The sequence below is a fragment of the Nitrosopumilaceae archaeon AB1(1) genome (assembly GCA_033471095.1).
In the GTDB taxonomy this organism is placed as follows: Archaea; Thermoproteota; Nitrososphaeria; order Nitrososphaerales; family Nitrosopumilaceae; genus Nitrosoabyssus; species Nitrosoabyssus spongiisocia.
Genome location: CP136752.1, coordinates 1,076,001 through 1,100,851 on the forward strand (window position 1 = coordinate 1,076,001; position 24,851 = coordinate 1,100,851).

Annotated in this window: 30 protein-coding genes and 1 tRNA gene; 18 read left to right on the forward strand and 13 right to left on the reverse strand. The window is 33.1% G+C overall.

What is annotated here, in order from left to right; translation table 11 throughout:
• The first annotated feature begins 64 nt into the window (after positions 1-64).
• Positions 65-598 carry a DedA family protein gene (locus R1F52_06365; protein WOV92730.1) on the forward strand — a complete coding sequence of 178 codons (534 nt, stop codon included), beginning with the start codon at positions 65-67 and terminating at the stop codon, positions 596-598.
• Between the two features lie 26 nt (positions 599-624).
• On the forward strand, positions 625-1,305 hold the full coding sequence (locus tag R1F52_06370; protein WOV92731.1) for a nucleotidyltransferase family protein: 681 nt from the start codon (positions 625-627) through the stop codon (positions 1,303-1,305).
• On the opposite strand, the gene R1F52_06375 is transcribed toward R1F52_06370, so the two are convergent.
• On the reverse strand, positions 1,302-1,439 hold the full coding sequence (locus tag R1F52_06375; protein ID WOV92732.1) for a hypothetical protein: 138 nt from the start codon (positions 1,437-1,439) through the stop codon (positions 1,302-1,304). The genes R1F52_06370 and R1F52_06375 overlap by 4 nt on opposite strands.
• A 93-nt stretch (positions 1,440-1,532) precedes the next feature.
• Here R1F52_06375 and R1F52_06380 point away from each other — a divergent pair, with 93 nt between their 5' ends.
• Positions 1,533-1,958 carry an HIT family protein gene (locus R1F52_06380; GenBank protein WOV92733.1) on the forward strand — a complete coding sequence of 142 codons (426 nt, stop codon included), beginning with the start codon at positions 1,533-1,535 and terminating at the stop codon, positions 1,956-1,958.
• On the opposite strand, the gene R1F52_06385 is transcribed toward R1F52_06380, so the two are convergent.
• On the reverse strand, positions 1,955-2,602 hold the full coding sequence (locus tag R1F52_06385) for a DnaJ domain-containing protein (GenBank protein ID WOV92734.1): 648 nt from the start codon (positions 2,600-2,602) through the stop codon (positions 1,955-1,957). The two genes, R1F52_06380 and R1F52_06385, sit on opposite strands and share 4 nt — an antisense overlap.
• A gap of 233 nt (positions 2,603-2,835) precedes the next feature.
• On the opposite strand from R1F52_06385, the gene R1F52_06390 reads away from it, so the two are divergent.
• On the forward strand, positions 2,836-3,009 hold the full coding sequence (locus R1F52_06390) for a hypothetical protein (GenBank protein WOV92735.1): 174 nt from the start codon (positions 2,836-2,838) through the stop codon (positions 3,007-3,009).
• Between the two features lie 3 nt (positions 3,010-3,012).
• On the opposite strand, the gene R1F52_06395 is transcribed toward R1F52_06390, so the two are convergent.
• The 4 genes from R1F52_06395 to R1F52_06410 form a co-directional block, all read right to left on the reverse strand.
• On the reverse strand, positions 3,013-3,207 hold the full coding sequence (locus tag R1F52_06395; GenBank protein WOV92736.1) for a hypothetical protein: 195 nt from the start codon (positions 3,205-3,207) through the stop codon (positions 3,013-3,015).
• Positions 3,208-3,226: 19 nt separating this feature from the next.
• Positions 3,227-3,709 (reverse strand): hypothetical protein, encoded by a 483-nt coding sequence (locus R1F52_06400; protein WOV92737.1) that lies wholly within the window; start codon positions 3,707-3,709, stop codon positions 3,227-3,229.
• 656 nt (positions 3,710-4,365) lie between these two features.
• Positions 4,366-4,767 (reverse strand): DUF2203 domain-containing protein, encoded by a 402-nt coding sequence (locus tag R1F52_06405; protein WOV92738.1) that lies wholly within the window; start codon positions 4,765-4,767, stop codon positions 4,366-4,368.
• 94 nt (positions 4,768-4,861) lie between these two features.
• A complete protein-coding gene (locus R1F52_06410; protein WOV92739.1) occupies positions 4,862-5,209 on the reverse strand; it encodes a hypothetical protein in 348 nt (115 codons plus the stop codon).
• Between the two features lie 133 nt (positions 5,210-5,342).
• On the opposite strand from R1F52_06410, the gene ilvC reads away from it, so the two are divergent.
• Positions 5,343-6,353 carry a ketol-acid reductoisomerase gene (gene ilvC / locus R1F52_06415; GenBank protein WOV93879.1) on the forward strand — a complete coding sequence of 337 codons (1,011 nt, stop codon included), beginning with the start codon at positions 5,343-5,345 and terminating at the stop codon, positions 6,351-6,353.
• Here the strand turns inward: ilvC and R1F52_06420 are convergent, their stop codons facing one another.
• Positions 6,354-6,770 carry a cobalamin B12-binding domain-containing protein gene (locus R1F52_06420; protein ID WOV92740.1) on the reverse strand — a complete coding sequence of 139 codons (417 nt, stop codon included), beginning with the start codon at positions 6,768-6,770 and terminating at the stop codon, positions 6,354-6,356.
• A 106-nt stretch (positions 6,771-6,876) separates the two neighbouring features.
• Between R1F52_06420 and R1F52_06425 the strand changes: the two genes are divergently transcribed.
• The 6 genes from R1F52_06425 to fen all read left to right on the forward strand — a co-directional run bounded on the left by R1F52_06425 (position 6,877) and on the right by fen (position 13,885).
• Entirely contained in the window at positions 6,877-9,375 is a 2,499-nt protein-coding gene (locus tag R1F52_06425) for a M1 family metallopeptidase (protein ID WOV92741.1), read from the forward strand.
• Complete coding sequence (locus tag R1F52_06430; protein ID WOV92742.1) at positions 9,365-9,781, forward strand: hypothetical protein; 417 nt, start codon at positions 9,365-9,367, stop codon at positions 9,779-9,781. Before R1F52_06425 ends, R1F52_06430 begins: the two co-directional genes overlap by 11 nt.
• A gap of 305 nt (positions 9,782-10,086) precedes the next feature.
• Entirely contained in the window at positions 10,087-10,950 is an 864-nt protein-coding gene (locus tag R1F52_06435; protein WOV92743.1) for a hypothetical protein, read from the forward strand.
• A 76-nt stretch (positions 10,951-11,026) separates the two neighbouring features.
• Complete coding sequence (locus R1F52_06440; GenBank protein ID WOV92744.1) at positions 11,027-11,287, forward strand: hypothetical protein; 261 nt, start codon at positions 11,027-11,029, stop codon at positions 11,285-11,287.
• 543 nt (positions 11,288-11,830) lie between these two features.
• Entirely contained in the window at positions 11,831-12,856 is a 1,026-nt protein-coding gene (locus tag R1F52_06445) for an alcohol dehydrogenase catalytic domain-containing protein (protein WOV92745.1), read from the forward strand.
• Between the two features lie 6 nt (positions 12,857-12,862).
• Positions 12,863-13,885, forward strand: a complete 1,023-nt coding sequence (gene fen, locus R1F52_06450; protein WOV92746.1) for a flap endonuclease-1 — start codon at positions 12,863-12,865, stop codon at positions 13,883-13,885.
• Here the strand turns inward: fen and R1F52_06455 are convergent.
• Entirely contained in the window at positions 13,882-14,541 is a 660-nt protein-coding gene (locus tag R1F52_06455; protein ID WOV92747.1) for a triose-phosphate isomerase, read from the reverse strand. The genes fen and R1F52_06455 overlap by 4 nt on opposite strands.
• Positions 14,542-14,668: 127 nt before the next feature.
• Between R1F52_06455 and R1F52_06460 the strand changes: the two genes are divergently transcribed.
• The 3 genes from R1F52_06460 to cofH all read left to right on the forward strand — a co-directional run bounded on the left by R1F52_06460 (position 14,669) and on the right by cofH (position 17,340).
• Positions 14,669-14,836 carry a 50S ribosomal protein L40e gene (locus R1F52_06460; GenBank protein ID WOV92748.1) on the forward strand — a complete coding sequence of 56 codons (168 nt, stop codon included), beginning with the start codon at positions 14,669-14,671 and terminating at the stop codon, positions 14,834-14,836.
• Positions 14,837-14,929: 93 nt separating this feature from the next.
• Positions 14,930-16,096, forward strand: a complete 1,167-nt coding sequence (gene cofG, locus R1F52_06465; GenBank protein ID WOV92749.1) for a 7,8-didemethyl-8-hydroxy-5-deazariboflavin synthase subunit CofG — start codon at positions 14,930-14,932, stop codon at positions 16,094-16,096.
• Entirely contained in the window at positions 16,093-17,340 is a 1,248-nt protein-coding gene (gene cofH, locus R1F52_06470; protein WOV92750.1) for a 5-amino-6-(D-ribitylamino)uracil--L-tyrosine 4-hydroxyphenyl transferase CofH, read from the forward strand. The genes cofG and cofH overlap by 4 nt, the downstream gene beginning before the upstream one ends.
• Here cofH and R1F52_06475 read toward each other — a convergent pair.
• Both R1F52_06475 and R1F52_06480 read right to left on the reverse strand, forming a co-directional pair.
• Complete coding sequence (locus R1F52_06475) at positions 17,333-18,253, reverse strand: calcium/sodium antiporter (protein ID WOV92751.1); 921 nt, start codon at positions 18,251-18,253, stop codon at positions 17,333-17,335. The two genes, cofH and R1F52_06475, sit on opposite strands and share 8 nt — an antisense overlap.
• 119 nt (positions 18,254-18,372) lie before the next feature.
• A complete protein-coding gene (locus R1F52_06480) occupies positions 18,373-19,095 on the reverse strand; it encodes a PAC2 family protein (GenBank protein ID WOV92752.1) in 723 nt (240 codons plus the stop codon).
• A 100-nt stretch (positions 19,096-19,195) separates the two neighbouring features.
• Between R1F52_06480 and R1F52_06485 the strand changes: the two genes are divergently transcribed.
• Positions 19,196-19,287: transfer RNA gene (locus tag R1F52_06485), tRNA-Val, on the forward strand.
• Positions 19,288-19,453: 166 nt separating this feature from the next.
• Here the strand turns inward: R1F52_06485 and R1F52_06490 are convergent.
• Together R1F52_06490 and R1F52_06495 are read right to left on the reverse strand one after the other, a co-directional pair.
• On the reverse strand, positions 19,454-19,648 hold the full coding sequence (locus R1F52_06490; protein WOV92753.1) for a hypothetical protein: 195 nt from the start codon (positions 19,646-19,648) through the stop codon (positions 19,454-19,456).
• Positions 19,649-19,738: 90 nt separating this feature from the next.
• On the reverse strand, positions 19,739-19,993 hold the full coding sequence (locus R1F52_06495) for a hypothetical protein (protein WOV92754.1): 255 nt from the start codon (positions 19,991-19,993) through the stop codon (positions 19,739-19,741).
• Positions 19,994-21,332: 1,339 nt separating this feature from the next.
• Here R1F52_06495 and R1F52_06500 point away from each other — a divergent pair.
• Genes R1F52_06500 through R1F52_06510 form a run of 3 tightly spaced genes read left to right on the forward strand, consistent with a single transcriptional unit; the run spans position 21,333 to position 23,476 of the window.
• The gene (locus R1F52_06500; protein ID WOV92755.1) at positions 21,333-22,265 is read left to right on the forward strand and encodes a hypothetical protein; all 933 of its coding nucleotides are present in this window, start codon (positions 21,333-21,335) and stop codon (positions 22,263-22,265) included.
• Positions 22,252-23,178, forward strand: coding sequence for a hypothetical protein (locus tag R1F52_06505; GenBank protein WOV92756.1), 927 nt, complete (start codon positions 22,252-22,254; stop codon positions 23,176-23,178). The genes R1F52_06500 and R1F52_06505 overlap by 14 nt, the downstream gene beginning before the upstream one ends.
• A 10-nt stretch (positions 23,179-23,188) precedes the next feature.
• Positions 23,189-23,476, forward strand: coding sequence for a hypothetical protein (locus R1F52_06510; protein ID WOV92757.1), 288 nt, complete (start codon positions 23,189-23,191; stop codon positions 23,474-23,476).
• Between the two features lie 65 nt (positions 23,477-23,541).
• Here the strand turns inward: R1F52_06510 and R1F52_06515 are convergent, their stop codons facing one another.
• The gene (locus tag R1F52_06515; protein ID WOV92758.1) at positions 23,542-24,690 is read right to left on the reverse strand and encodes a tetratricopeptide repeat protein; all 1,149 of its coding nucleotides are present in this window, start codon (positions 24,688-24,690) and stop codon (positions 23,542-23,544) included.
• Positions 24,691-24,851: the final 161 nt, after the last annotated feature.

A 24,851-nucleotide genomic window follows, 5' to 3' on the forward strand; every position in this document is an offset into this window, starting at 1 on the left:
ACGGATAGTAAACAATACTGCCGAATCTGTTATCAAGACGTTCATTATATAATAACTGAAGATAATGTCTGAAATTACCATATTGATAGATTGGCTTTTGAATGTAATCTCTGAGAATCTCTATCTTGGTGTCTTTCTAGCAGCACTTGTTGAGACCATATTTCCTCTAATCCCAAGTGAACTTGTATATCCACTTGCCGGCTATACCATACTTCAGACAAATTTGGAGCCATGGCATATTATTACTGTCGGTATTGTAGGTGGATGTGGTGCTACTGTTGGCTCTACTGTATTTTATTTTATATCTAGATATCTTGGACGTGTTGGAATTTTGCGTTATGGTAAACGTCTGGGAATTAAATCATCGTCTATAGATAAATCCGATAAATGGTTTGCAAAGTATGGTGACAAGTCTGTCCTCTTGGGCAGACTAGTACCTGGAATTAGAGAGTTGGTGTCAATTCCCGCCGGTATATTTTCTATGAAATTCCCAAAATTTCTACTTTACACTCTAATCGGCTCAATATCGTGGAGCATGATATTGACATTCTTGGGATATTATTTTGGCGTTGCAACCGTAGATCTCTTTAGCATTTAATAACTAATCCTTCTGTATAAATAATCATGACTCTGGCATTAATCCTAGCAGGCGGTAGAGGTTTACGTTTACAACCACTAACTGATTACATCCCAAAACCTCTAATCCCGATTAATAATGTGCCAATTATAGAGTGGCAGATAACTTATTTGAAAAAATTTGGAATAGATAAATTTGTAATATGTTGTGGATATAAACACGAACAGATAGAGACCTATTTGAAATCTCATAACAACTTTGATGTTGATGTGTCTTTCTCTGTGGAATCTACTCCACTTGGAACAGGTGGGGCGATAAAAAATGCGTCTAGTTATTTGAGTGACGAGTCGTTCTATGTGATTAATGGCGATGTGATTACTAGTGTTAATTTAAAAAAATTATCAATTAATTCTATTGCAGCTGTACAATTACCTACCGGATATGGTGTGTTGGACATTGACGGTGACAATGTTTTAAAATTTAAAGAAAAAGGAATAATTCCAGACATGTGGATAAACGCTGGGGTCTATCTACTATCTAATGATCTCTTGAATGATTTACCAGATAATGGAAATATAGAGGATACTGTTTTTCCAAATTATGCAAAAAAAAATCTCTTAAAGTGTGTAAAATTTCCTGATGCGATCTTTTACTCTATTGACTCTCACAAAGATCGTGAAAATTGTACAAAGCGAATGGATGATATTGTGAAATCTTGGAATTATTAAACTCCAATTTTATGGAGTGTTACTAGGACATATGCCATCTCTGTAGCAAATGATTCATCTTTGTTGGTGGTTGTATATCTGCCCACATCACTCCAAAACGCCTTTTCATTATTCTCTTCTATTATTGCTGTCATACTATGCTTTTTTCAAATAAATTGTTAATGTACCATCTCAGATAAAATTTACTAAATGGTAAATTTTTACTCTAGATTAATAAAATCAATCTTATGGACAAGATGTATGATGATATCATGAGTGGGTGCCTATTTTGCGACATTATTAATGGTAAAATCCCTGCGTATGTGATATCTTCCAGTGATTATTCTATTGCATTCTTGGATGTCAATCCCCTAGCTTTGGGTCATACTCTTGTAATACCTAAAAAACACTATGAAAAGATTCAAGATTTGGATGTGAATAGTTGTACTGATTTATTTGCTTTGGCACAAAAAGTTGTAAAAAAAATTGATACTCTTACTGGCTCAACTCTGTTTGCAATACACAATGGAAAGATTAGCGGCCAAGAAGTTCCACATGTTCACATACATCTGATTCCTAGAAGTCCAAATGATGGTGCAGGACCGATACATAGCATGTTCAAATCTATTGAGAAAAAAGATTTGTCACTAGTACATAAACAACTCAAAGATTAAAGTGGCCATAATCTGGTATTGGTATCTAAATCATCTACACTTATTGCTTTTGTAGGACATGTCTCAGCTGCATTCATTATCTTGTTAAATCCTGCTCCTTTTTGATTAATTACATGAGATTTTGGGTTAATTCTAGATTCATCAATTGCAAATACATTTGGTGCAATAATCTCACAACTACAACAACCAATACATAACGACTCGTTTGTAACTATTTTCAAATTTGGTTGTCTGTTGGGCTCTTGTGCTTTTTCTTCTTCTTTGTGCTGTCTGTCTGTTTTTTTATAAACATCATAATCTCTCCAAAATTTTTCTTCATAGTTTCTCCAAAATGTGGGATCTCCCTCTTCAAACTCTCTAGTAAATTTAGACCAATCCTCCTCCGGCGGTGCCCCTTTAGATGCTCCCCAATTATACGTTGAACCTTGCGGTTTTGTGCGATGAATAGTCTTTCTCGGCTTGCTTGGTGATTCATTTTTTAGTATATTGTATGCTATAGTTATTCTCTTAAACGAGTCTTCATCTTTCTTGATATTTTTATCTGGGTGTAACTCTAGTGCTAGTTTTCTATATGCTGATTTAATTTCTTCAGGGTCTGCGTCTTGCTCTACGTGTAAAATACGTCTTGCCTCCTGAATCTGCATATAGTAATTTTCTCATTCTTAATTAAAAAAGTTGTTATGATTGGTTCTGTCATATCTTTGAATATTATTCGTAAACAATTCTGTTACATCTGAGTTGTTAATAATTCTCAAGATGATCATATATTTAACGTCTAAGATCATTCTAAATTTTATTTATTCAGACATGGAGGTGAATTCCTACGTGTCACACTCAAATAAATAGATAAATATATCGTGTAAGGTATGAAAGTAATATGTCTGATTCAATAAAGCAAACTGTTGTAAAAAAACATACAATAAACAATGGTTTAGAAATAATCCCTCTTGCCGATTCTAGTGCGACTATTCAAAGTATTGTATTTAGAACATGTTCTATTAAGCCAAATCCATTTATTACAAAAAAGCCAGACGCAACAAATAGACTGTGAATTTTATAATTTTTCAGTATTAGTATTATCTAATGATTTAATGTCTAAACTTTTAACTAGAACTTCTAATTTGGCAACCGAATCTATTTCTTGCTTTGTTTTTTCATTAAATATGTCTGCCAATTTAGCAACGGTATCTTTAGGTAATTTGATTATTCCTTTATCGCATATTACATATAGATCAGTTTCCTCACCCACTCCTTGAGCTTTTTCACTTTTACGTTTCAGCTTCGTAGGTCATTGCTACAACATGATTCAAATCCAGTTTAGGATCATAATTGTTTCCAATGAATGTTGATATGGCATGTATATCTCCAGAACCAATTGCACAATGACCAATAGAATCATAAGATTCAACTCTAGCAGGGTTGTCAACTCTGTAAATATGTCCACCATATTCATCTACACCTGCAATTAAAACTGATACTCCATAGTTGTATTGTTGCATAGCTTGGGCTACATTCACTACAATCTCCGGTGCCAACATTCTGTTGGAACTATAGTACCCTTGTAAATCCAATCCAATTGTAGATAAAATGTCTGAATTAAGCTTTGCATTTCGCGCATTGGTGTATGCGGTTCTTATCACATCAGCAATATTTTTAATGCTTAATGTACTTGTCTTTTGTTGAATCCGTTTAAGTGTTTCTTCATAAATTGGAGTAAATCCTAATGCGTTTCCACTGTGGATGCAACACAATTGTCAGTTAATTTAAGAGTTTTCGGTACATTATGTTCAAACTCTGTGCTTGGCAAATTCAGAGTTACCATTCTGTCAGAAGCCACTACAACATGATTCTCATTTGCCATAGATGCTATACAAATAGTCAATCTTGTAATCTTCTCCATATGCTCATTATCTTAAAAACTAATTGGTTATTCTCAATTTTCCATTTCAAGTCTATATTATGTAATCTCAGGTATAGTGAAATATCCTGAATTTGTTTTTTATCTCTGGCAATATGTATAAATTTTTCAAAGTTGTTTGAATATGTAATATTACTCATACGGATATAGTGTTTGAATGTGTCAAATATTAATCATGTGATAAATTAATGGTATGTGTTCAGGTTCTCTACCAAGTAGGTTAAAATTTTTCAAAACTGACGCATGAATTTAAAGAGGATTTGAACACACACAGTTCTTTACTATAACTATAGTTCTAAAAAAAGTAATTATGTTATGTATGATATGATGAAGGATGGCTGAGGATTTACATAAATCAAGTGCTAAATTCGTACCGACTTTTAAAATTTGAGATTATTTACCTCATGGCGAATTTCATACTGTATGAATAGTCGTCTCAACACCCAAAGACCAAACAGAATTTTTTGATTCACTCACATATTTGAATAATTAGACCAGCAATTCGTCATCAGTCTCTAATGGTTTTCTTCCATTAAATCCCTCATTTTTTTCATGCCAAAACTTTACCTCAGTTTCACCAATCTTCCAACACAACCATACGTCGTTTCCAAATCTTTTAGATGGAAAGTCAACTAATCCCTGATCAACACTTTTTATGACTGCTCCTGTATCCTCAAACTCTGCTATTAATTTATACAATTCTGCCATTGCGTGATTCATTTTTCTTTTTAATGACAAGTGCTCTTGTAAAGGTTGATCCATTGATTCATTTTTTTGTATAAATACTCCAATTTTTGTAATTTCTGCTTTGGTTCTTTGAATTGTTTTGAATTTTTCGTCTAGTCGTTCAAGTTCTTTATTCACTTCTAGTATCGTGAAAAATTTCTCCATATTGTTCCATGAATAGTGATGATTAAAAAGCTATGCTAGAATTAAAAACAAAATAAATCCTAAAATTATAAAAAATATATGTTTATGATTAATGTTATACTGGTAGTATTACCCTACCCTCAAACTTTTCTAAACCATCTTTTACAAACTTTTCAATCAAGCTTTCTTCCTCTTGCTTTCCTACTCCTTGTACAATTGCCTTGGATGTTCCGGTACTGTCAACAATGGCTACTATACATCCGCCTGAATCCCCAAGTACATATCCTGACGCCTCATTCACAATAGCATATAGGTTTTCTTCTCCGACAGGCTCCCACGATTCTTGTATTTGGCCTCTTAGTGCCATGGCAGGCATTGCTCTTCCTTGTGTAAGTGAGTTGAGATACTCTCTGGCCTTTCTTACTTGAACCTGCCCTCTTTTCAGCGCACTAAAGTATTGCACATTAAATCATTAATGTTGAATTATAAAAATCAAAGTTTTGTTTGTGTATTATTAATATGAATTTAAAACTTGGATATTGTTATTAATTTCTAATTTACATATTTCATACTAGTCATGATTTTTATATAACAAAATTCAAAGTCAATTAATGGCAAAATTGTGGAAGGATTCTGATATCAGTCTTGATCCAATTAAAGATGATGTTATAGCTGTTATTGGCTATGGCATACAAGGTGATGCTCAGGCAAATAACCTAAAAGACAGTGGCCTTAATGTAATAATAGGACTTCGTCAGGGTGCTAGTTGGAAAAAAGCAGAATCTGATGGACATAATGTAATGTCTATTGCAGATGCATGCAAACGTGCTGATATCATACACATTCTAGTTCCTGATATGCTGCAGGCAAGCATCTATACTAGTGATATTCTTCCAAATTTATCTCCCGGAAATGCATTATCTTTCTCTCATGCAGCTGCAATTCATTGGAAATGGATAGATGCACCTGATAATGTCGATATAATTATGATAGCCCCAAAGGGTCCTGGCTCCAAAGTGCGAGAGACATATCTTGCAGGTTTCGGTACCCCATCTATTGTTGCAGTGCATCAGGATTTCACTGGTAAGGCTTGGGATAGAACACTTGGTATTGCAAAGGGTATTGGCAGTGCAAGACCTGGGCTGATAAAGACCACTTTCCAAGAAGAAGTTGAGACTGATTGGTTTGGAGAACAAGCAAATCTGTGTGGTGGTATGGCTAGCATGATTACAAATTCTTTTGAGACTTTGGTGGAATCTGGATACCAACCAGAGATTGCATACTTTGAGGTATTGCATGAGATCAAACTTATTGCAGATTTGGTACAGGCGTATGGCATTAATGGTATGTGGAGACGTGTAAGTGAAACTGCACGGTATGGTGGTATGACTAGAGGTCCACGAATAATTGATCCTGCTGCAAAACAACACATGAAAGATGTTTTAACTGAGATACAAGATGGAACATTTAACAAAGAATGGGTTGAGGCGTACAAAAATAGTGGCAAGGATGCGTTTAATCAATTTATGACCAAATTGGACAATCATGATATAGAAAAAACTGGTAAACAGATGCGTAAAATGATGTGGCCAGACTCTACTGAATGATTATTTTTTAATCTTTTTCACACCAGTTGTCACTTCTTGTATGATGAATGGTAGTGACGTTCCGGGACTGAATACGGAATTTATACCGGCCTTGATTAATTTCTTTTTATCTTCTTGAGGTATAACTCCACCTCCGAGGATTAATACATTTTTCACTTTTTTCTTTTTCAATTCTTTTACAACTCGTGGAAATAATGTATTGTGAGCGCCATTAAGCAGACTCATTGCAATTACATCTACATCTTCGTCTTGTGCGATTTGTGCAATCTGTACTGGAGTTGAGAATAATCCTGAATAAATGACTTCCATACCTGCATCCCTGAATGCTTTACATAATACTAGTGCTCCTCTATCGTGTCCATCAAGCCCGAGTTTTGCGACCAATATTTTGATACGTGATATCCCCTTTTGTTTCATGAATAATGATTAATTTTACCTATTTTTATTTTGTAGTATGACTATCTCCTCTGCTACAAATAATTCCTCTCTTAATGTTGATAAAGGATAAAAAATCAGTCTGTTTATGAAATCCATGCTTGGAATCAACTACTCACTACAATTTCATCCTAATCTCAAGACTGCCAAATTCTCAGGTGATGAAATAATTACTGCAAAATCATCACTATTCATTAAGCGCATTACCCTTGATGCGTCTGAACTAGATATCCAAGCATGTGCGGTAAAATCAAAAGGAATACTGGTAGAATCTCATTTTAGCACTAGTGTAAAAGAGGAAAAATTAATCATAACTTTGAATAAATCAATTCGTGGCACATTTGAAATCATGCTCAAGTTTAATGGAATTCTTAATGATAAATTATTAGGATTTTATAAAAGCACCTATACTGACAAGAAAGGTAAAAAACATTACATCGCAACTACTCAATTCGAGGCAGCTGATGCACGACGTACATTTCCATGCTGGGATGAACCTAGCGCAAAGGCTACGTTTGATGTAACAATAACTACTGAATCCAAATACATGGCAATTTCAAACATGCCAGTTCAGAGTCGTAAAAAAATAGGCTTGAGTGTTGCACATAAATTCATGACAACCCCTGTCATGTCTACATATCTGTTATACCTTGGTGTAGGAGAGTTTGCAACTATACAGACTAAATTGAGGGATATCTCAATTCGTGTAATTACAACACCGGATAATATTAGACGTGGTAAATTTGCGTTAGATTTTGCTAAAAAAATCCTAAATGAATATGAAAAGTATTTTAAAATACAATATCCACTACCGAAACTTGATCTCTTGGCAATCCCAGATTTTGCTGCAGGGGCCATGGAGAATTGGGGGGCTATAACCTTTAGAGAATCTATACTACTCTATGACTCTAAAACTTCATCTGCCAAGACGAAACAGTTCATAGCTGAGGTAATCTCTCATGAAATCGCTCATCAGTGGTTTGGTAATCTAGTTACCATGGAGTGGTGGAATGATTTGTGGTTAAACGAGAGCTTTGCCACATTTATGGCTATAAAATTTGTAGACAAGTTTTATCCAAAATGGAAGTTGTGGGATCAATTTGTCGGCGATACAATATCTAATGCCATGAATTTGGATTCATTACAACACTCTCATCCAATCGATGTTCCAGTAAAACATCCATCTGAGATTAGAGAAATATTTGATTCCATATCTTATGATAAAGGGGGTTCTGTTTTGCGAATGTTGGAGCACTTTATCGGTGAGGCATCTTTTCAAAAAGGTTTGCAGATTTATCTAAAACATTTCAAATATTCAAATGCTACTGGTAATGATTTATGGACTCAACTAGGCAAGACGTCTGGAAAGAATGTACGCAAAATCATGAACTCTTGGATATCGCAAACCGGTTATCCTCTAGTCAAACTTGCAAAAAAGAAAAATCGCCTATCCATCACTCAGGCAAGATTTACAATGCGAAAGAAAAGATTGTCTGGCATGTGGCCAATTCCTATTGCGCTAACTGACAATTCTACCAATTATATCGTGATGAGTAAAAAAACTCTAAATGTATCATCTAAATATTCTTTAAATATTAATCCTCAAAAACATGGGTTTTATAGAATTATTTTTGACAAATCACTCTCAAATCTGAATGATATCCTGTCTGTGATTATTAACCCAATAGATCGTTGGTCACTTGAAAATGATCTATACGCCACTACGATATATGGCCACACAACACTGAATAATTATTTAACACTCGTAGGTAAATTAAATGGCGATACAGATTATCTAGTTCGCTCTGATATTATTCGTAATTTATCTTCTCTTTTGTTTCATAGTAGAAGAGAAAAATCCTATCCAATTTTGCAGGATGTATCGAGAAATTATCTGCAAACAGTCTTTTCTGATTTAGGATGGTCTGCCAAACGCGGTGAGCCACATGTCAATATATTTTTGCGCAGTGCAGTGATTCATCTACTTGGAAGATTGAATGATGACCCTATTATTCATGCTGCTCAATCTAAATTTGATAAATCACTTAAAAAATCAGACTTGTCTCCAGATCTGAGTGCTACGATATATGGATTGGTGGCGTTTAGTAGAAATGATTCCAAAACTCTAAAAACATTTAAACAATTATTTGTAAAGGCATCAACACAAGAAGAGAAGAATAGACTACTTGCAGGTATGTGTTGGTTTAAGAATCGTACATTACTATTAGACGTGTTGAATTTTTCCAAATCAGATTCTGTGAGATCTCAAAATATGCATATTCCGATAACTGGAATGGCTACAAATCCATACGCTGTTGATATTCTTTGGCCATGGCTTCAAAAGAATTGGTCATCACTTAGTGAAAAGGTTGGATTTGGAAACCCATTATTCAATAGAATAGTTGCAAGTATATCGCATCTTGTGAATAAAACAGAGGAAAAACGCGTACGACAATTTTTCAAAAAGAACCCTGTTCCTGGTACAGAGCGTACACTAGAGCAAGTTTTAGAGCGTGTTGATATATTACATCAATTTAAAGTGAAAACCAACAAGGAATTTACCCAAGGTAAATTAAATGTCTCGTAGTAAAATTATACTCATTGGTATTTTTATAGCCTTGATATCCATCTTTGCATCTTCATTTATTCAAAATCCTAAAGAACAACAAATGTTCAAAGAAGCATTTTTTGTTGAAGGTGTATATTCAATTAATGATGAATTGATAACTGTAACATTCGTAGACTCTACTGATAAGACTCAGTCATTAACTTTGGAGATTTTAGGTATGAGGGAATCTTTTCAAAAAAAATTCACCAATACTAGTAATTTTACCATTCTTGTACCTTTTGATAGTCTTCCAACATATGGCTGGAAGGTTCATCCTATCGTGATAGATTTGTATCATGAACAACTAGGTCATGTTGGAGTAAAGACTGAAATTCGTACAGATGGAGAAGTAATTCCTCCAATTCTGCGATACAGATTGGATTGATTAGTAAAATTGACTTTGTCAAGTTGTAGGTTGACGTACTGATAAATTCTAGATTTCTATAAATTAAATCAAATTCATCATGTTAAATTTTTTTTAGTATATATCATACAGCAATTTGTACGAAAATTATTTCTCTTCAATACTCTGCTGATATTTGATGCACTGTGGTTAATTTTTAAGAAAGAGTAATGGATGAATCCTTACATGGAAGTCTTATATAGATATGACAGCAAAATATATGTTGACTATATATAGTTCTAAATATTTTCAAAAATATTTATTAGTATAACAAGCTTGTATGAATTATGATACATGTTGATACACAGATCATGGAATCAAATGAGGTTAATCGGGCTATCATGTTTGCTCAGGCCTTTACAGATCAGTTAGTGTATAGTATAAAGAAAGATGCAAAAAAGCAAGCAGGTTCTCTTACTACTGCATATAGTAGACTACGAACTTTGGAAAAAATTGGTTTGGCCAAATTAAATCGTGATGCATTCCAAATTAAATCCAGTGTTGTAACTCAACCTTTCTCAATTAGGAAAAAACTATCTGAATCATTAATTGCATTAAAAAATGCAAGACGATTTGGAAAATACTACAATGAATCTGATATTAATTTTGCAAAAAAACATCTACCAGGAAAATTTTTAACTACTCTGGATTACGCAACATGGGAATTAACTAAATATCAAATACCTTCTGAATTTTTCATTTATGTTGATAATGTGGAAAAATCAGCAAATTATTTAATTGAAAATAATTTTAATGAGGGGAAAAGTGGAAATATAATTTTACTTTCAAAATTAGGAAATTTTGATAATGTAATTGAGAGAATATATTTAGATTGTATTGCAAAAGGAGGAAGAAATACATTGGATGCGATTGCCCTTGAGTTGGTTTATAGTAATGATTTAAAAGAACGTGGGTATTTTCCATTAGAATTTGTAAAAAAAGTGCAAAAAGATCTTCGTCAGCTACATATGATGGATGAATTAATTTCTGAAGCAATTGAAATTTCTAGTGAATTACCTAGAGTAATAGTGGTGGGGGCAGTAGCAGTAATACTTTACACAAAACGAAATAGAGCATCTAATGATGTTGACATTGGAATAACAGGTACTATTAGTAGAGATGAAATGATTAATCTGAACTATTCCAATTAAAAAATCAAGAGATTCATGGTATTCCCCACGTCAAATAAAAATCGATGTGTATAGAGAAGATGTAAGTGGCATTTCTATGAGCCAATTAGAAAAAACTGCTATAAAATTTAATCTTGGAAAAAATAAGATAATTTGTGCTGCATGTGTTGAGGCCTTAATTATAATGAAATATCGTGCATATAATGATAGTTACACTCCAAATTATCAAAGTGATTTAGAATTGTTAATCCACAAGAAATCTAAAACCATTGATTGGGAAATTTTGAATGAATTGTGTGATGATTCAATGGAGTTTGAATCAATAAAACAAATAATTTACAAATTCAGCCATTTTTAGAAAATTTCTAAATTAGGAACAAATTTGCTTCTATTTTTACATGGGAAGAGTATGTAATTTTCAATTTTATTTGATAAGAATTCGTAGATTGGATTCGACTTTGAGATATAATTTAGTGTTGATATAATATTATGGTTCTCTGAGAGATGACCTGAATCCAATATGATACTTCTATTACCTTTGGGATGTGTCTAGCCAATTTTTTAAATATTGGATTCTAACACATATCCTTTTGTTTTATAAAATGAAATTATTATCCGTGTAATAGACCTCAGCATACACAATTTACGAAATCTTTGCATTTTTGTGGATTGTCTTTTATATCAATTCAAACTAAACTATGATTTATAGAGAAATTAATATCTAAAATTCTCAAAGAACCTACCAGTATCAAATTCATAGTTACAGGCTAAAAATAACAATATTTATCATGTGACGAAATAATTAGATTATGTTAATCGTTGATTCTTATGAATATTAACCTCTGAATTGACAGAATTGTAAAACCATATCTTTATACTATTCACACTTTTCCTTACTGTAATGTCTGATATGATGCGTGCAATGATTTTATCCAAACTTGCACCAATTGAAGAGAGACCTCTAAAGTTACAAAATGTCATTAAACACAAAGTTGAGACTCCTAATCAAATACTACTCAAAATTGAGGCGTGTGGCGTGTGTCACTCTCAACTTCACAGTATAGAGGGGGATTGGAAAGACCTAGACATACCACCGTCGCTGCCTACAATACCTGGTCATGAAGTAGTGGGGAAAGTGGTAGAGATTGGCTCTGCCGTCACTAAATTTGCAGTTGGGGATAGGGCCGGTATATCACCATTGTTGGAATCGTGTATGAATTGTGATTATTGTAAAGATGGAAAGGAGCAACTATGTGAATCCATGGATGTTTTAGGTGAGACATTGCGTGGAGGTTATGCTGAATACGTAAATGTATCTGAAGATTTTGCAACAAAGATTCCAGAATCCATGAGTTCTGAATATGCNACTCCTCTATTTTGTGCCGGTATTACCGCATTCAAGGCAGTCAAGGCTGCAGAACCGGACAAAAATAAACGCGTTGGAATATTCGGTATTGGCGGAGTAGGACACATGGCAATTCAATTTGCAAAGATTGCAGGTTTTCAAGTGTTTGCCATATCTAGAAATCAACGTCATCTTGATGTGGCATTAAAGTTGGGAGCCGATGATTCTATTTTATATGATGAAAACACGAATACTATTACCAGTAAAATAGGATTACTGGATGCGGCAATCGTGTTTGCGCCATCTGATAGAGTTACTGCAAGTGCAATACAGTCTGTAAAAAAAGGTGGCCTGATAGTGTTGGCAACTATAGGCAAAATCCCAAATTTTGTGGCATTTGAGGAGAAGACCATACGAGGTACTCTAATTGGCTCCATGGCAGATATGAGGATGGTTGTAGAGTTGGCACAAAAACACAACCTCTCTGTAGTGACCGAATCTTTCAAACTTGAAGATGCAAATGAAGTACTGTTAAAATTAAAGAATTCTCAAATTGACGCACGTGCTGTCTTGATACCTTGATGAATAATGGGTGTAAATTTTAAAAAACTTGTACCGAAAGAACCGACTAGTTTGGACTCTTTTGCAAATAAAATTGTGGCAATTGATGCCTATAATGCGTTATACCAATTTTTATCTACCATCCGTGGAATTAATGGTCTACAATTAACTGACTCACACGGACATGTAACAAGTCACATCAGTGGATTATTCTATAGAAATATCAATTATTTATCTAAAGGAATACTTCCAGTTTATATCTTTGATGGCAAGTCTCCTTCTTTGAAATCTGCCGAAGTTGCACGCAGACGTCAGATTAAAAAAGATGCTACGGTAAAATATGAAAGGGCCATCTCTGAGGGTAATACTGCTGATGCTAAGAAATATGCTCAGCAGACTACTACACTAAATGACTATATAATCTCTGATGCTAAAACACTGCTCGGCTCATTTGGTATACCCTACGTGGATGCAAAAGGTGAGGGTGAGGCGACTGCAGCACACCTTACAAGGACCGGTAAAGTTTTTGCAACTGCAAGTCAAGATTACGACTCTATTCTATTTGGCTCTACCCGATTGGTACGAAATTTTACAACTAGCGGTAGACGTAAAATACCAAATAGGAATCACTATATCGAACTAGTCCCTGAAATGATTTATTTTGAAAAGACACTAGAATCGCTAAAACTTACTCATGAAGAATTGGTAGATGTTGCAATTTTAATTGGTACTGACTTTAACCCAAACGGTTTCAAACGCATAGGTCCTGCAACTGCCATCAAGATGATTCGTGAACACTCTAGACTTGAGGATATACCTGCAATACAAGAACAGTTGGATATGATTGATTATTCACAAATTAGAGACATATTTCTAAAACCTGATGTGTCCCAAGTCGATGATATTGAATTTGGTGATGTGAATAATGATGGTATAATACAGTTCATGGCACAAAAGCATGATTTTTCTGCTGATAAAATAAATGCGTCCCTTGGAAGACTAGAGAAAGCACTAGAGAAGAAAAATCAGACTTTGGAGAATTGGTTTTAACCTTTGAATGATTTTGCAAATGATTCCATAACTCTAGCATAATTTTTCACCTTTATTATTCCACTAGCAACAAGAATTCCTACTGCACCAAGCTCTATTGCTCTTGTTACATCTTTGCCTGATATTATTCCTGCCCCACACAATAGTTTGGTTTTATTTTTTGTGCCATTAATTATCTTTGATGCCTCAACTATTAATTCTGGACGATGTGTCGATACTGATCTTCCGGTACCAATTAATTCTGGTGGCTCTATGGCGATATAATCTGGATTTAATTTTACCATTTTTTTTGCCTCTCGTACATTTTGAACACATACTATACTCAGCATATCTAATTTTTTCAGAGTACTGACTTGAATTGCAATTTCACTTTGTGGTATTCTGTGCTCACTGTGATTAATTAGAGAGCCTACTATTTTGGCCTTTTTTAGCAACTCTGGAACCATATATCCTGTGGAACTACCAATCTTTGCATTATCTGTACTTTGGGATATTACACATTTGTAATGTCTTGCAATCTCTGATGTCATGTGTGGTGGTGGTGCTATTAGTATTGGTATTTTGTATTTAATGGATAATCTCTTAGATATGGTTGATATTTTTATTAACCGATCACTTGATGCCTCTGGGTAATTTTTACAATTAAGAATAAACAATGTCGATTAAATAAAACACGCTCTACTGATATTTTATACTTGTCATGATTCACACTACTCAAAATTCAAGTTTAATTGATAAAAATAAGCGATCAAAATAATAATAGGCATATGATATTTATTTTATATGCCAATTACAAATCCTCTAAAAAAACGTATAGCACAACAAGCTCGTCTATACATGCGAATATGTTTCAATTGTGGAGTTAGAAATCCACTATCTGCTACAAGATGTCGTAAATGCCACAACGCATATCTTCGATTAAAAAATAGAACTCTTGGAATAAAAAAGTAGTCAATTCTGCCCTTTTGATGTTATCTCTTTTGATTACTTTTTTTCAAAATTATTAGCTCATAAATAAATACCTCTTATTCATATCGTTTTGTATTGTCTGAACTGATATTTGAAAATGAAACATTAAATCAGGCACTTGAAGGTCACGTGCCATCATATGATGAATCCATCCTATTATATGATTATTCACAGAATAATACTGCCGAATTATTTCAAACTGCAGATGTTTTACGCAAAAAACACAAGGGGAGTAACATTACTTTTTCGAAAAAAGCATTTTTTAATGTAATAAATTTATGCTCTGATACATGTTCCTACTGTACATACAAGGCAACTCCTAATGATGCTAGTCTATCGATGTTAAACAAAGACTCTGTGCAAGAATTGGCAGAACTATCTATGAAGTATAGATGTGTAGAGGCGTTACTTGTTACCGGTGAGAATCCAGACTCGTATCCACTTGCCAAACGGTGGCTTGCTGATATGAACTATTCATCTACCATGGAATATCTAATTGACATGTCTGAGATGTTGCTTGATATTGGTCTTTTTCCACACACAAATGCAGGCAATCTGGATTATTCCGAGTTGGCAAAACTCTCTGACACTAATGCAAGTTTGGGTCTTATGCTTGAAAGTACTAGTGAGGAGTTGCTAAAACCTGGCATGGCACATCATCTGGCTCCTAGCAAAAAACCCTCATCTCGAATACGTGTCTTGAATGATGCAGGAAGACTCGGTATTCCAATGACAACTGGAATACTTTTAGGTATAGGGGAGACCCCGATGGATGCAATTCGCTCTATATACGCTATTCAAAAAATTCATAACAGATATCAAAATATTCAAGAAGTAATAATACAAAATTTCCAACCAAAACCCTCAACCAGTATGGAGTCTTGTAACGCTGCCCCTTTTGACTATTTTAAAATGATAGTGTCTTTGTGTAGAGTGATACTTCCTACTATGAATATCCAGATTCCGCCAAATTTGTCGCCTACCTCATACGATACGTTTCTGAATCTAGGCATAAATGATTGGGGTGGGATATCCCCCTTTACACCAGATCATGTGAATCCAGAATTTTCATGGCCTGCCATAAATGATGTATCTGAAAAATGCAGTTTGAATAATTATACACTACAATGTAGATTTCCAGTATATCCTGAATTTCTACACATGTCTAGTAGACGTGTACAGGATGCAACAAAACGTATAGCCGATGAAAATGATTTAGTGAAGAGTAGTTTTTGGAGATGACTCTATTACACACTATACATTTTGACTCTAAAATAGTGGACACTCTTCAGTCTGTGTTGGACGGTGATGTACTGAGTGTAAAGGGTGCCGATACACTATACAACTGTTCAACTGATGATTCCCCTTTAATTGGAATGACAGCAGATTCTCTTCGGGGAAAAAGCGTTGGAGATTTAGTGACATATGTTGTGAATCGAAATATCAACTTTACAAATGTCTGTGTTAAACAATGTGGGTTTTGCGCCTTTAGTCGTGACTTTAGAGATGAATCTGAGGCCTACATGTTACCCACATCTGAAATTGTACGCAGAGCGCAAGAAGCGTATTCTTTGGGAGCAACAGAGGTGTGTATTCAGGCAGGACTTGCGCCAGACATGCCGGTCGATACGTATGAGGATATATGCCGAGCCATAAAATCTAAAATGCCTGATATTCACATACATGGGTTCTCTCCAGAGGAGATACTATATGGTGCTACAAATTCTGGTGTGTCTATACGTGAGTATTTGTCTAGATTAAAGGATGCAGGTGTGGATACCCTTCCTGGCACATCNAGTGAAATACTAGATCAGGGCATTCGTGATAAAATCTCACCTGGTAGAATCAGCGTGGAAGATTGGGAACATGTCATTAAAACTGCGCACAAGATGGGAATTCGCACTACATCTACAATGATGTATGGACACATAGAGTCCTCAATGGATAGAGTAAAACACATTGCAAGGATACGTGACATACAAACAGAGACTGGTGGATTCACTGAATTTGTACCACTAAGTTTTATTCATAATGAGGCTCCAATGTACACTCACCATCTTGCCGATGATTTACGTGCAGGTCCTACCGTACATGAAGTTTTACTGACACATGCAATTTCCCGAATCATGCTGTATGACTCCATACCTAACATCCAAATGTCTTGGGTAAAGGAGGGTATGCCCATGTCTCAAATGTTATTGTTGTGGGGTGCAAATGATTTTGGTGGAACTTTGATGAATGAGAGTATATCCACATCTGCCGGTTCAGAGTATGGTCAATTATTAAGACCTCAGGATATACGCCATCTTGTCACATCCATTAATCGTATACCTGCTGAGCGAAGTACCACTTATGATATACTAAAGACGTTTGAGGGCAAACCTGCATTTGAGAAATTAAACGTTGTAGACTCTACACAATTCGGCTCTTTCTTTAATATGATAAAATCAAAAAATTATAGATATGTAAATCCCAAAATTAAATAATTAATGTCATTATTATATAAGCGACATAACCGGATGCTAGAACAACTCCAAATTTTCTACTAATCTTACCTGTTCTTAATAGTAAAATTAATGCTAGTGAGAATATTATCATTATTGTATAATCTACATGTATCTGTGCTGAAACTGGTATGGTTGTTATTAGTGATACCACTCCGATTATCATTAAAATATTGTAAATATTACTTCCTAGTATATTTCCAATTCCGATATCTAATTTTCCTCTACGAATTGCAATTGCTGATGTGATTAATTCAGGCAGAGACGTGCCTATCGCAATTACAGTAAGCCCTATTACTCTCTCTGACACGCCAAATGTTTCAGCTACCACAACTGCATTATCTATGGCCAACACTCCTCCGCCATACAATGATGTTATCCCCAGACCAATCAATAATATCGTCTTTGGGATATTCACTTTGATACTCTTGTCATATTTTTCTCTATTCTTTACTGAATTTTTGTAAATGTATAATGTGAAAATGATCAAAATACCTAAAAGTAGTATACCATCGTGCCAAGTGATAGAGCCGTCTATGGATAGTATCACTAATAATAATGACACGCCAATCATAATTGGAATAATTTTTTGAACTGATTTTTTATTTACAGTTAATGCGAGAATTATAGCTGAAATTCCTATTACCATTCCAATATTACTTATATTACTTCCAACAATATTTCCAAGTATTATATCCGGATGATATATTGCTGCAAAGCTGAATGCAAGTTCGGGTGTAGATGTTCCATATGCCACTATGGTCATACCAATAATCATAGGGCTCATTCGAAGTTTTTTAGCAATAGACTCCCCACCGCTTACTAGCCAGTTTCCACCAAAACACAGCAAAGCTAATCCGGCTATTACTAGCCCTATGTTTAGTAGTATTTCCATGCTATTTACTTGATTAATGGTGGTTTAAAAAAGTGATATTACACATCTGGCTATATCATATGACTTGATAATTTCGTATCATAAAAAATACTCAAGTTTGTCTTGAAATTATGTGTAATTTACATATACATGCCTGAATTTGCAGAACGATCCTTTTGATACTCTTCTGACATCTCTTTGTATTCTTTACCCAATCTTGCATTCTCTTTCTCCAACTCTTCAGTATCGATATTTGTTCCATATACCTTATTTATTGAGCGAATCAATGTAGCAGCTGCTAGTGGATTTGTTTTGTCTTTAACCTTAACTAATAGTGTAACACCACGTATTGGTCTCATTAAACATTCATTGAGTAGGCTTCCTGTAACACCGGTTATGAATCCTTGAGGGATCATACTGATGTTTTTGTCCTCCATAATTCTACACATATCTGATTCAGCAGCACAAAATGTTTGCTTATCGTGTTCCTTGTCACTTGTAACTCCATCTAGTATTATAATTTCATTTGAATTTTTCTCTTCTGCCCAATTTAGAATTGCCTCTGTCATGGAAAATAATCCTTCCTTTGGTAGAGTGATTTCACAAATAATTGCACAGATATTTCCCTCCTCGTTGGTATAGAATCTGAATGGGTGACGTAATCTTCCTTGCATAAATACTGTTACCGGTGGCATATTGGGCGATTTCATAAATGCAACTTCCTTCATTTTTAGATTTTTGATCATATGGTGTACCGTTAATGTACCTACAAGTCCGGGACCTACAAACCCTGCAAATATTATGGGTGAATTATATTGATGTTTATTAATTTCATGTACACTAGTGGTGTTATATTTTGACAATAAACTATTTTTTATTCTATCTTTAATTACTCTTGTGTATGATTTTATTACTCAATTGATTCATACAAAGATACAAAAAACCTACGAATTATAAAAAATTGGACCGGTTGTCTAGTGGTTAGGATGACGCACTCACACTGCGTATGAATGTATATTCCGCAAGGGTCGTGGGTTCAAATCCCTCCCGGTCCATCCACATTGTGGGTTCCAACTCTTTCTAGTACCACTTTACCATTTGGAAGAGTGCCTACGAATCGATACCCTTGAGTGCTTAATACTTCTGCATTCTCTGGAGTGTTTACGCATTGACTTGAACTGTTTTACCGATGCTACTTAGCATCTCTAGTACTCGTCCAAGCTACTCTGGTATTGTAGTTTGTATGATGTTTTGCACTTTTTGTTTCTGCTGAACGATTGGATCAACTTTGATACTCTCAAGATTTAAATGAACTTCAGATCTATTGAAAGATTCACGCATCTCTTGGATTAGAATTTCAGAGAGTATTCTCTTGTTCGTGGTGTACCGTGCCTCAATGTTTTCTCTGTGTCCCATAAAGAATGATTTGAAATCATTTGCAATCTTTCCTTTGGATTCTGCAATTAGTAGTTGAGTGTCAAAGAACGCTCTGAGGACGTAAGGCCTCTAGTTGAATCGTGATTTAAAGACTTCTCTGATTCTTTTGCTAATCTGTCGTGTTGGTAGGAATGGTTTATTGTAATTATTTCCCCTACGTGTCTTGTAGATGTGATCTGGTGCAACTACTGGTGAATCTGCATTTAGTGACTCTCCATGCACCAATATGTCATTGAGGTATGATAGCAATTGTGATGTAACTGATATTGTACTAAATGTAAAGTATCGGTGCCTTGCCTTGGATGGTTCTCTCACAATAATCATGTTTGTACTCTGAATACATATTGCCACACACTGGTGAATTATCACATCTATAAATTATCACATCTGGTAAATTATCACATCTGGTAAATCTGATATCCTCAGTTCATATATTCCATCATGATTCCCAATAACTTCTGGTTGTAGTCTTGATTTTGTCATTAGAGATATCATTACAGACTCNTTTAGTAGTTGTGCTCTATTGTAAACTTCGATTAATTTTTGTCCATTTAGAACACATTCGTTTTTTAGTGTATGTATTTGGTATGGATTTGATACTTTGATTTANATGTTAATCTCTATATCAAAGTGTCTCATCCAGGATTTTATTACCATGAAGTCTTCGATATATTTTGGAGAGTGATGTTTTTGTTCCATCATTGTTATATGATCTTCTAGTAAATTTGTTATTGTCCTCAGATCTTTAATTTCAATATCCACAAGTTGCATTGGTGCCATATTATGTATCTCGCAAACNTTGTCTAGTCTTCTTAGACGTACTTCAGCAGTGACTGTGCTTCCTCGTACTAGACTCTCAAACCATCTTTTTATGTCCTGATTGGGTGACGTCCTTACTTTTCTTGATTGTTTGATAGTGTTTGTTTTGGTTATAGTATTGTTTGTTCCCATATTGGTCAGCCTCGAGGTGACTTCATTACCTTGTATTAGTGGTTCTAGTGTTTTACTTGTTTGATTAGTTATTTTTGTGTTTTTCATGTGTCAATTAACATGACACAAAGCTTTATTCAAATATTGTCAAGCCACTTGATACAGAAGCAAAATGACATATTTATCAAAAAGAATTATAGAACAAAATATCTCTATTCGCTAGCTGGTCTATCACAGTTTTATCTTGGGCGTAAGGATGCATCAGATGAAATAGATTAAAAGAATTTACAAAAAACTCTTGGGATAATTGATAATATTTTTGATAAATCACTAGACAAGTATTTGTTAGATGTACATGAACATACAGCATTTATGAGTGATTTGTATAAGAAAAAATATCTAACGGACAGAAAAAGCAAAATTTGCGATCAAATTAAAAAGATTGTAATTTAGTAGTGTATTCAAGAAGGAACTGATTATGAAATACATGGAAAGTGGGTTGGGTTAAAAACACTTGATTGTACAATGCTCCACAAATCTCTGAATTTGAAAGTGTACAAATTTTGTTTCGATTGAATTTCATGTTTCTATCATTAATAATGAAACAAAAATATATGGCTGGTTATTGTTCACAAATAGATGTATGCGTACTTTAGATACAATATTAATAAAAATTAAAGAAGATTATATAACAGATGTAAGTAAGATTGAATTCTTATTACGTGAAAACAATTTGATAAAAACAAAAGAAGATATGTTAAATTTTATCAAAATTAGCATAAATCAGAACGTACAAATACATGAAGTTATTGAAAAATATCTTATCAATTATGCAATGCCAAATAAACTATATTTTGATATAATTATAATGTTAGCGAAAAACAGAAATTCATTTGTAATTCTCCAAAATTTAAATAAACTTCATAAACAAAATGCAAAAATTGCAACATGGTTATGTCAAGAATTAATTAAAACTAGTGATTTAGACATAGCATATGTACTGGGTTACTTGTATAACGGAATATATGAAAAAAACTTAGATGATTTTTTTGATAAAGTAGATGGAAAATTAACAGATATAGAAAAAATTGGTTTTTTATGTACTGTTGAAATTTTCTTTTCATCTAATCAGAATATTCCTAAAACTATTCATAAATTTATAATATCTCTTTCTGAATCAGAATCAAACCAATTAAAAAATTTCGCAGTCAGATGTTTAGTACGAATTGGTTTATCAGATTATGATATTAAAACTCATTTGTTACGTATTGTAAAGACATGTAATGACACAATCAAGTCAGAAATGATTGTGTATCTAACTTCCATGAACAAAAATGAAAAGAAATTTACTGTAAAATTATTAAAAGAATTATCAGATACGAATAATAAAAAATTGAAAAAAGAAATCGATCAAAAATTTACAGAACTTATTTCACACAATGCAATAGAATATTTGAAAATAATTAAAAAATGGTCAGAATGTAAAGATTTTGGAAATAATTATCATGAATATCGTACAATCGATTTGCTGGGAGATGGTGATTTAAACACTATTCATAGTTTTATGATTATGTGGATACAATGTGAAAATAATTATAGAAAAACACCGTGTTTGTCTAATGTGATATCAAGAATTTATATCAATAAAATTGATGATTCTCATTAAATTATTAAATGCGTTAAATTATAAAAAACAAAAAATATTTAAACTCATACTAAAAATACTGCAACTTATTCTAGAAAATTATTTTGATAATGGATTTACTCCTAAACGTATAGGTGAATTTGCGAAAATCATTGACAGTATGATAAAATATAATGGAAATATTTGGGATAAAGATAAATATAATTTTATAAAAAATGAGAGTGAATTTAAAAATAATAGTGTACTGTTGTTACTTTTCAAGCTAGACGAGATTCAAAAAGATATGAAAATACCCGAGTTACAAAAAATGAAAATTAGTTTAAACAAATTTCCTAATATAAACCGATTTTTTGGTAAAGATAATTTAGTAAAATTATTCAATAATAAACCACATAATATGTTGATAGTAAAACTATCTCAGATTGAATATTGTATATCTGAAACACAAAAAATTAAGAGAAAAATTTATAGAACAGATAATAAAATAGTTGTAAATGAATTAAAATTAAAATTAGACAAAGAAGAAAGACGCTTAAGATATTCATTTGCTATAATAAAGGAAATAGATACAGTATTATCTAAATTTAAGAACAACGATCAAGGTACACGAATGATCAGAAATGATTTTCAAGACAATATGAAACTATATGATGTTTTAACAGGATTAGAAGTTGCATCAAGATTGAAGCAAAAATTTGAAACAAATTTAGAACCCAAATATGAAAATGGTAGGAGGGGGGATATAGAAACAACTGTGGAAAATACAAAAATAATTTTTGAAATAATTACACCGAAACAAGATCTTCGGACAGAGTATACGAGGACAGTACATGAAATTAAGAATAAAATTACCTCTAAAATTGTTGATAAATTAAATGAACAGCTCCATGACCTACGCGATTCTCAAGATACCTGTAATTATAATAATAGATAATAATAATTACATGGATGATCCTCAACTTATATTTATGGAATTATTTGTTGGTAGTCCCGGGATTGAGATAAAATACAATAAGAATGACCACAAAATAGATAGCAGAATGATAAATATGAAAGATTCAATTTATGATAAAACTATGAATGTGGATGTGTTAAGTGGAATTATAGTGGTTAGTAGAGTGTATCTGGATAACCAAATAAAAATTAATGGAAATATATTTTCTAACCCACATGCAATTATTCCATTAGATGAAAAGATAATTGAAAACATTCAAAAAATAATATTTACATAATAATTACAAATACCAAAATGTTAGTATTTGTATATTTTGTAGTGAACCCTTCATAGGTAATAAACTTAACATAATCCATAACATCTAAATTCTTTTAAAAATTCATCTCTGATGTTATGCCAATTTACATTATCTGGCTCTAAATTTGTTGCTCTTCGAATATAGATTAATGCGTCGTAATACATACCGAGTTCTTTTAAGACTACTGCTATGTTATAGTATGTTTTCGCATTAGGCTCTATAGTTAATGCTTTATTTAAATTTTTTAACGCTACATCGAATTTTTTCATTTTGCATAGTATGAATGCCTTATTTGTATACGCACTAGCAAACTTGGGATTTAATTCTAATGCTCTGTCAAAACAACACATTGCATCTTCATACTTTCCCATACACATCCATACCAATCCAATTTCATAATTACTGTCCACATCATCTAGACCACGACGTGTAATCTCTTGATAAAACAATGCTGAATTCGACTCGTTTTGTTTTAATAGTGATTTTCCTTTGACATTCATCTGTTTTATTTTATTTTCACATGCATTTTTTATATTACAAAATTGTATAGCTTTTGGACATTTAATTTCTATATAGTCTGAACAATTATCATTTTTATCAACTGGAAAAACAAATCTAAACTCTTTTTCATTAGAAAATTTTGCATCTTTAATCATAAATTCAAATAAATTTTTAAAATCATTCATATCTATATTATTTTCATAAAGCACTTGAGTTATGATCATACGTTTAGCTTGATATAATGATTCTAAGATAGCTTTCCCAAATCTTATGGGGTTTGTAATTTCTAGAATACCATCTGTCTTAAAATGATTTTGAAGTTTTGAACTTAACTCTGTAGATGTTGATAGTACATGACCTCTTGTTCTTCTACTAACAACCTCTACAAAATCAGTATGATTTTTATCACTATTTTTAAAATTTGAGTTATGAAAGGTACCATCTGTCAATTTTATATTACCCTTACTATCATTTTCACATTCTTCAGAATAATACCCATCAAACGGATCTTGCCTTATATTGGATTTATGATTTCTACATCTTTCAAATGAAGGAATGTGAAGAGTGCCAGATTTAAAAAACTCATTTATGTATTTCTTATTCATATACCTGTATAATGGTTGTTGATTTTCTTCGTTGAGTAGTTTGTATCTTATTTTAAAATTCTCACCTATATTATATGTTGTAATCATTCATTATTATTTATCAATTATGTGAATAATAATTTTATGGTTATTAGTGTATACTATCAGGTCTTCTACCTAACAATAAAAAATTTTTAGTATTTACACATGAAAATTTAGGGGTCTAGGCAGATGTATCATACTATTCTAGCATTTGTTTGTAGATTATA

Excerpts from the sequence above, each read along its gene's own strand:
- R1F52_06365 (WOV92730.1), top strand. The coding sequence starts at position 65 with ATGTCTGAAATTACCATATTGATAGATTGGCTTTTGAATGTAATCTCT.
- R1F52_06370 (WOV92731.1), top strand. The coding sequence starts at position 625 with ATGACTCTGGCATTAATCCTAGCAGGCGGTAGAGGTTTACGTTTACAA.
- R1F52_06375 (WOV92732.1), bottom strand. The coding sequence starts at position 1,439 with ATGACAGCAATAATAGAAGAGAATAATGAAAAGGCGTTTTGGAGTGAT.
- R1F52_06380 (WOV92733.1), top strand. The coding sequence starts at position 1,533 with ATGGACAAGATGTATGATGATATCATGAGTGGGTGCCTATTTTGCGAC.
- R1F52_06385 (WOV92734.1), bottom strand. The coding sequence starts at position 2,602 with ATGCAGATTCAGGAGGCAAGACGTATTTTACACGTAGAGCAAGACGCA.
- R1F52_06390 (WOV92735.1), top strand. The coding sequence starts at position 2,836 with ATGTCTGATTCAATAAAGCAAACTGTTGTAAAAAAACATACAATAAAC.
- R1F52_06405 (WOV92738.1), bottom strand. The coding sequence starts at position 4,767 with ATGGAGAAATTTTTCACGATACTAGAAGTGAATAAAGAACTTGAACGA.
- R1F52_06420 (WOV92740.1), bottom strand. The coding sequence starts at position 6,770 with ATGAAACAAAAGGGGATATCACGTATCAAAATATTGGTCGCAAAACTC.
- R1F52_06425 (WOV92741.1), top strand. The coding sequence starts at position 6,877 with ATGAAATCCATGCTTGGAATCAACTACTCACTACAATTTCATCCTAAT.
- R1F52_06430 (WOV92742.1), top strand. The coding sequence starts at position 9,365 with ATGTCTCGTAGTAAAATTATACTCATTGGTATTTTTATAGCCTTGATA.
- R1F52_06435 (WOV92743.1), top strand. The coding sequence starts at position 10,087 with ATGATACATGTTGATACACAGATCATGGAATCAAATGAGGTTAATCGG.
- R1F52_06440 (WOV92744.1), top strand. The coding sequence starts at position 11,027 with ATGAGCCAATTAGAAAAAACTGCTATAAAATTTAATCTTGGAAAAAAT.
- fen (WOV92746.1), top strand. The coding sequence starts at position 12,863 with ATGGGTGTAAATTTTAAAAAACTTGTACCGAAAGAACCGACTAGTTTG.
- R1F52_06460 (WOV92748.1), top strand. The coding sequence starts at position 14,669 with ATGCCAATTACAAATCCTCTAAAAAAACGTATAGCACAACAAGCTCGT.
- R1F52_06475 (WOV92751.1), bottom strand. The coding sequence starts at position 18,253 with ATGGAAATACTACTAAACATAGGGCTAGTAATAGCCGGATTAGCTTTG.
- R1F52_06490 (WOV92753.1), bottom strand. The coding sequence starts at position 19,648 with ATGGGACACAGAGAAAACATTGAGGCACGGTACACCACGAACAAGAGA.
- R1F52_06495 (WOV92754.1), bottom strand. The coding sequence starts at position 19,993 with ATGATTATTGTGAGAGAACCATCCAAGGCAAGGCACCGATACTTTACA.
- R1F52_06505 (WOV92756.1), top strand. The coding sequence starts at position 22,252 with ATGATTCTCATTAAATTATTAAATGCGTTAAATTATAAAAAACAAAAA.
- R1F52_06510 (WOV92757.1), top strand. The coding sequence starts at position 23,189 with ATGGATGATCCTCAACTTATATTTATGGAATTATTTGTTGGTAGTCCC.
- R1F52_06515 (WOV92758.1), bottom strand. The coding sequence starts at position 24,690 with ATGATTACAACATATAATATAGGTGAGAATTTTAAAATAAGATACAAA.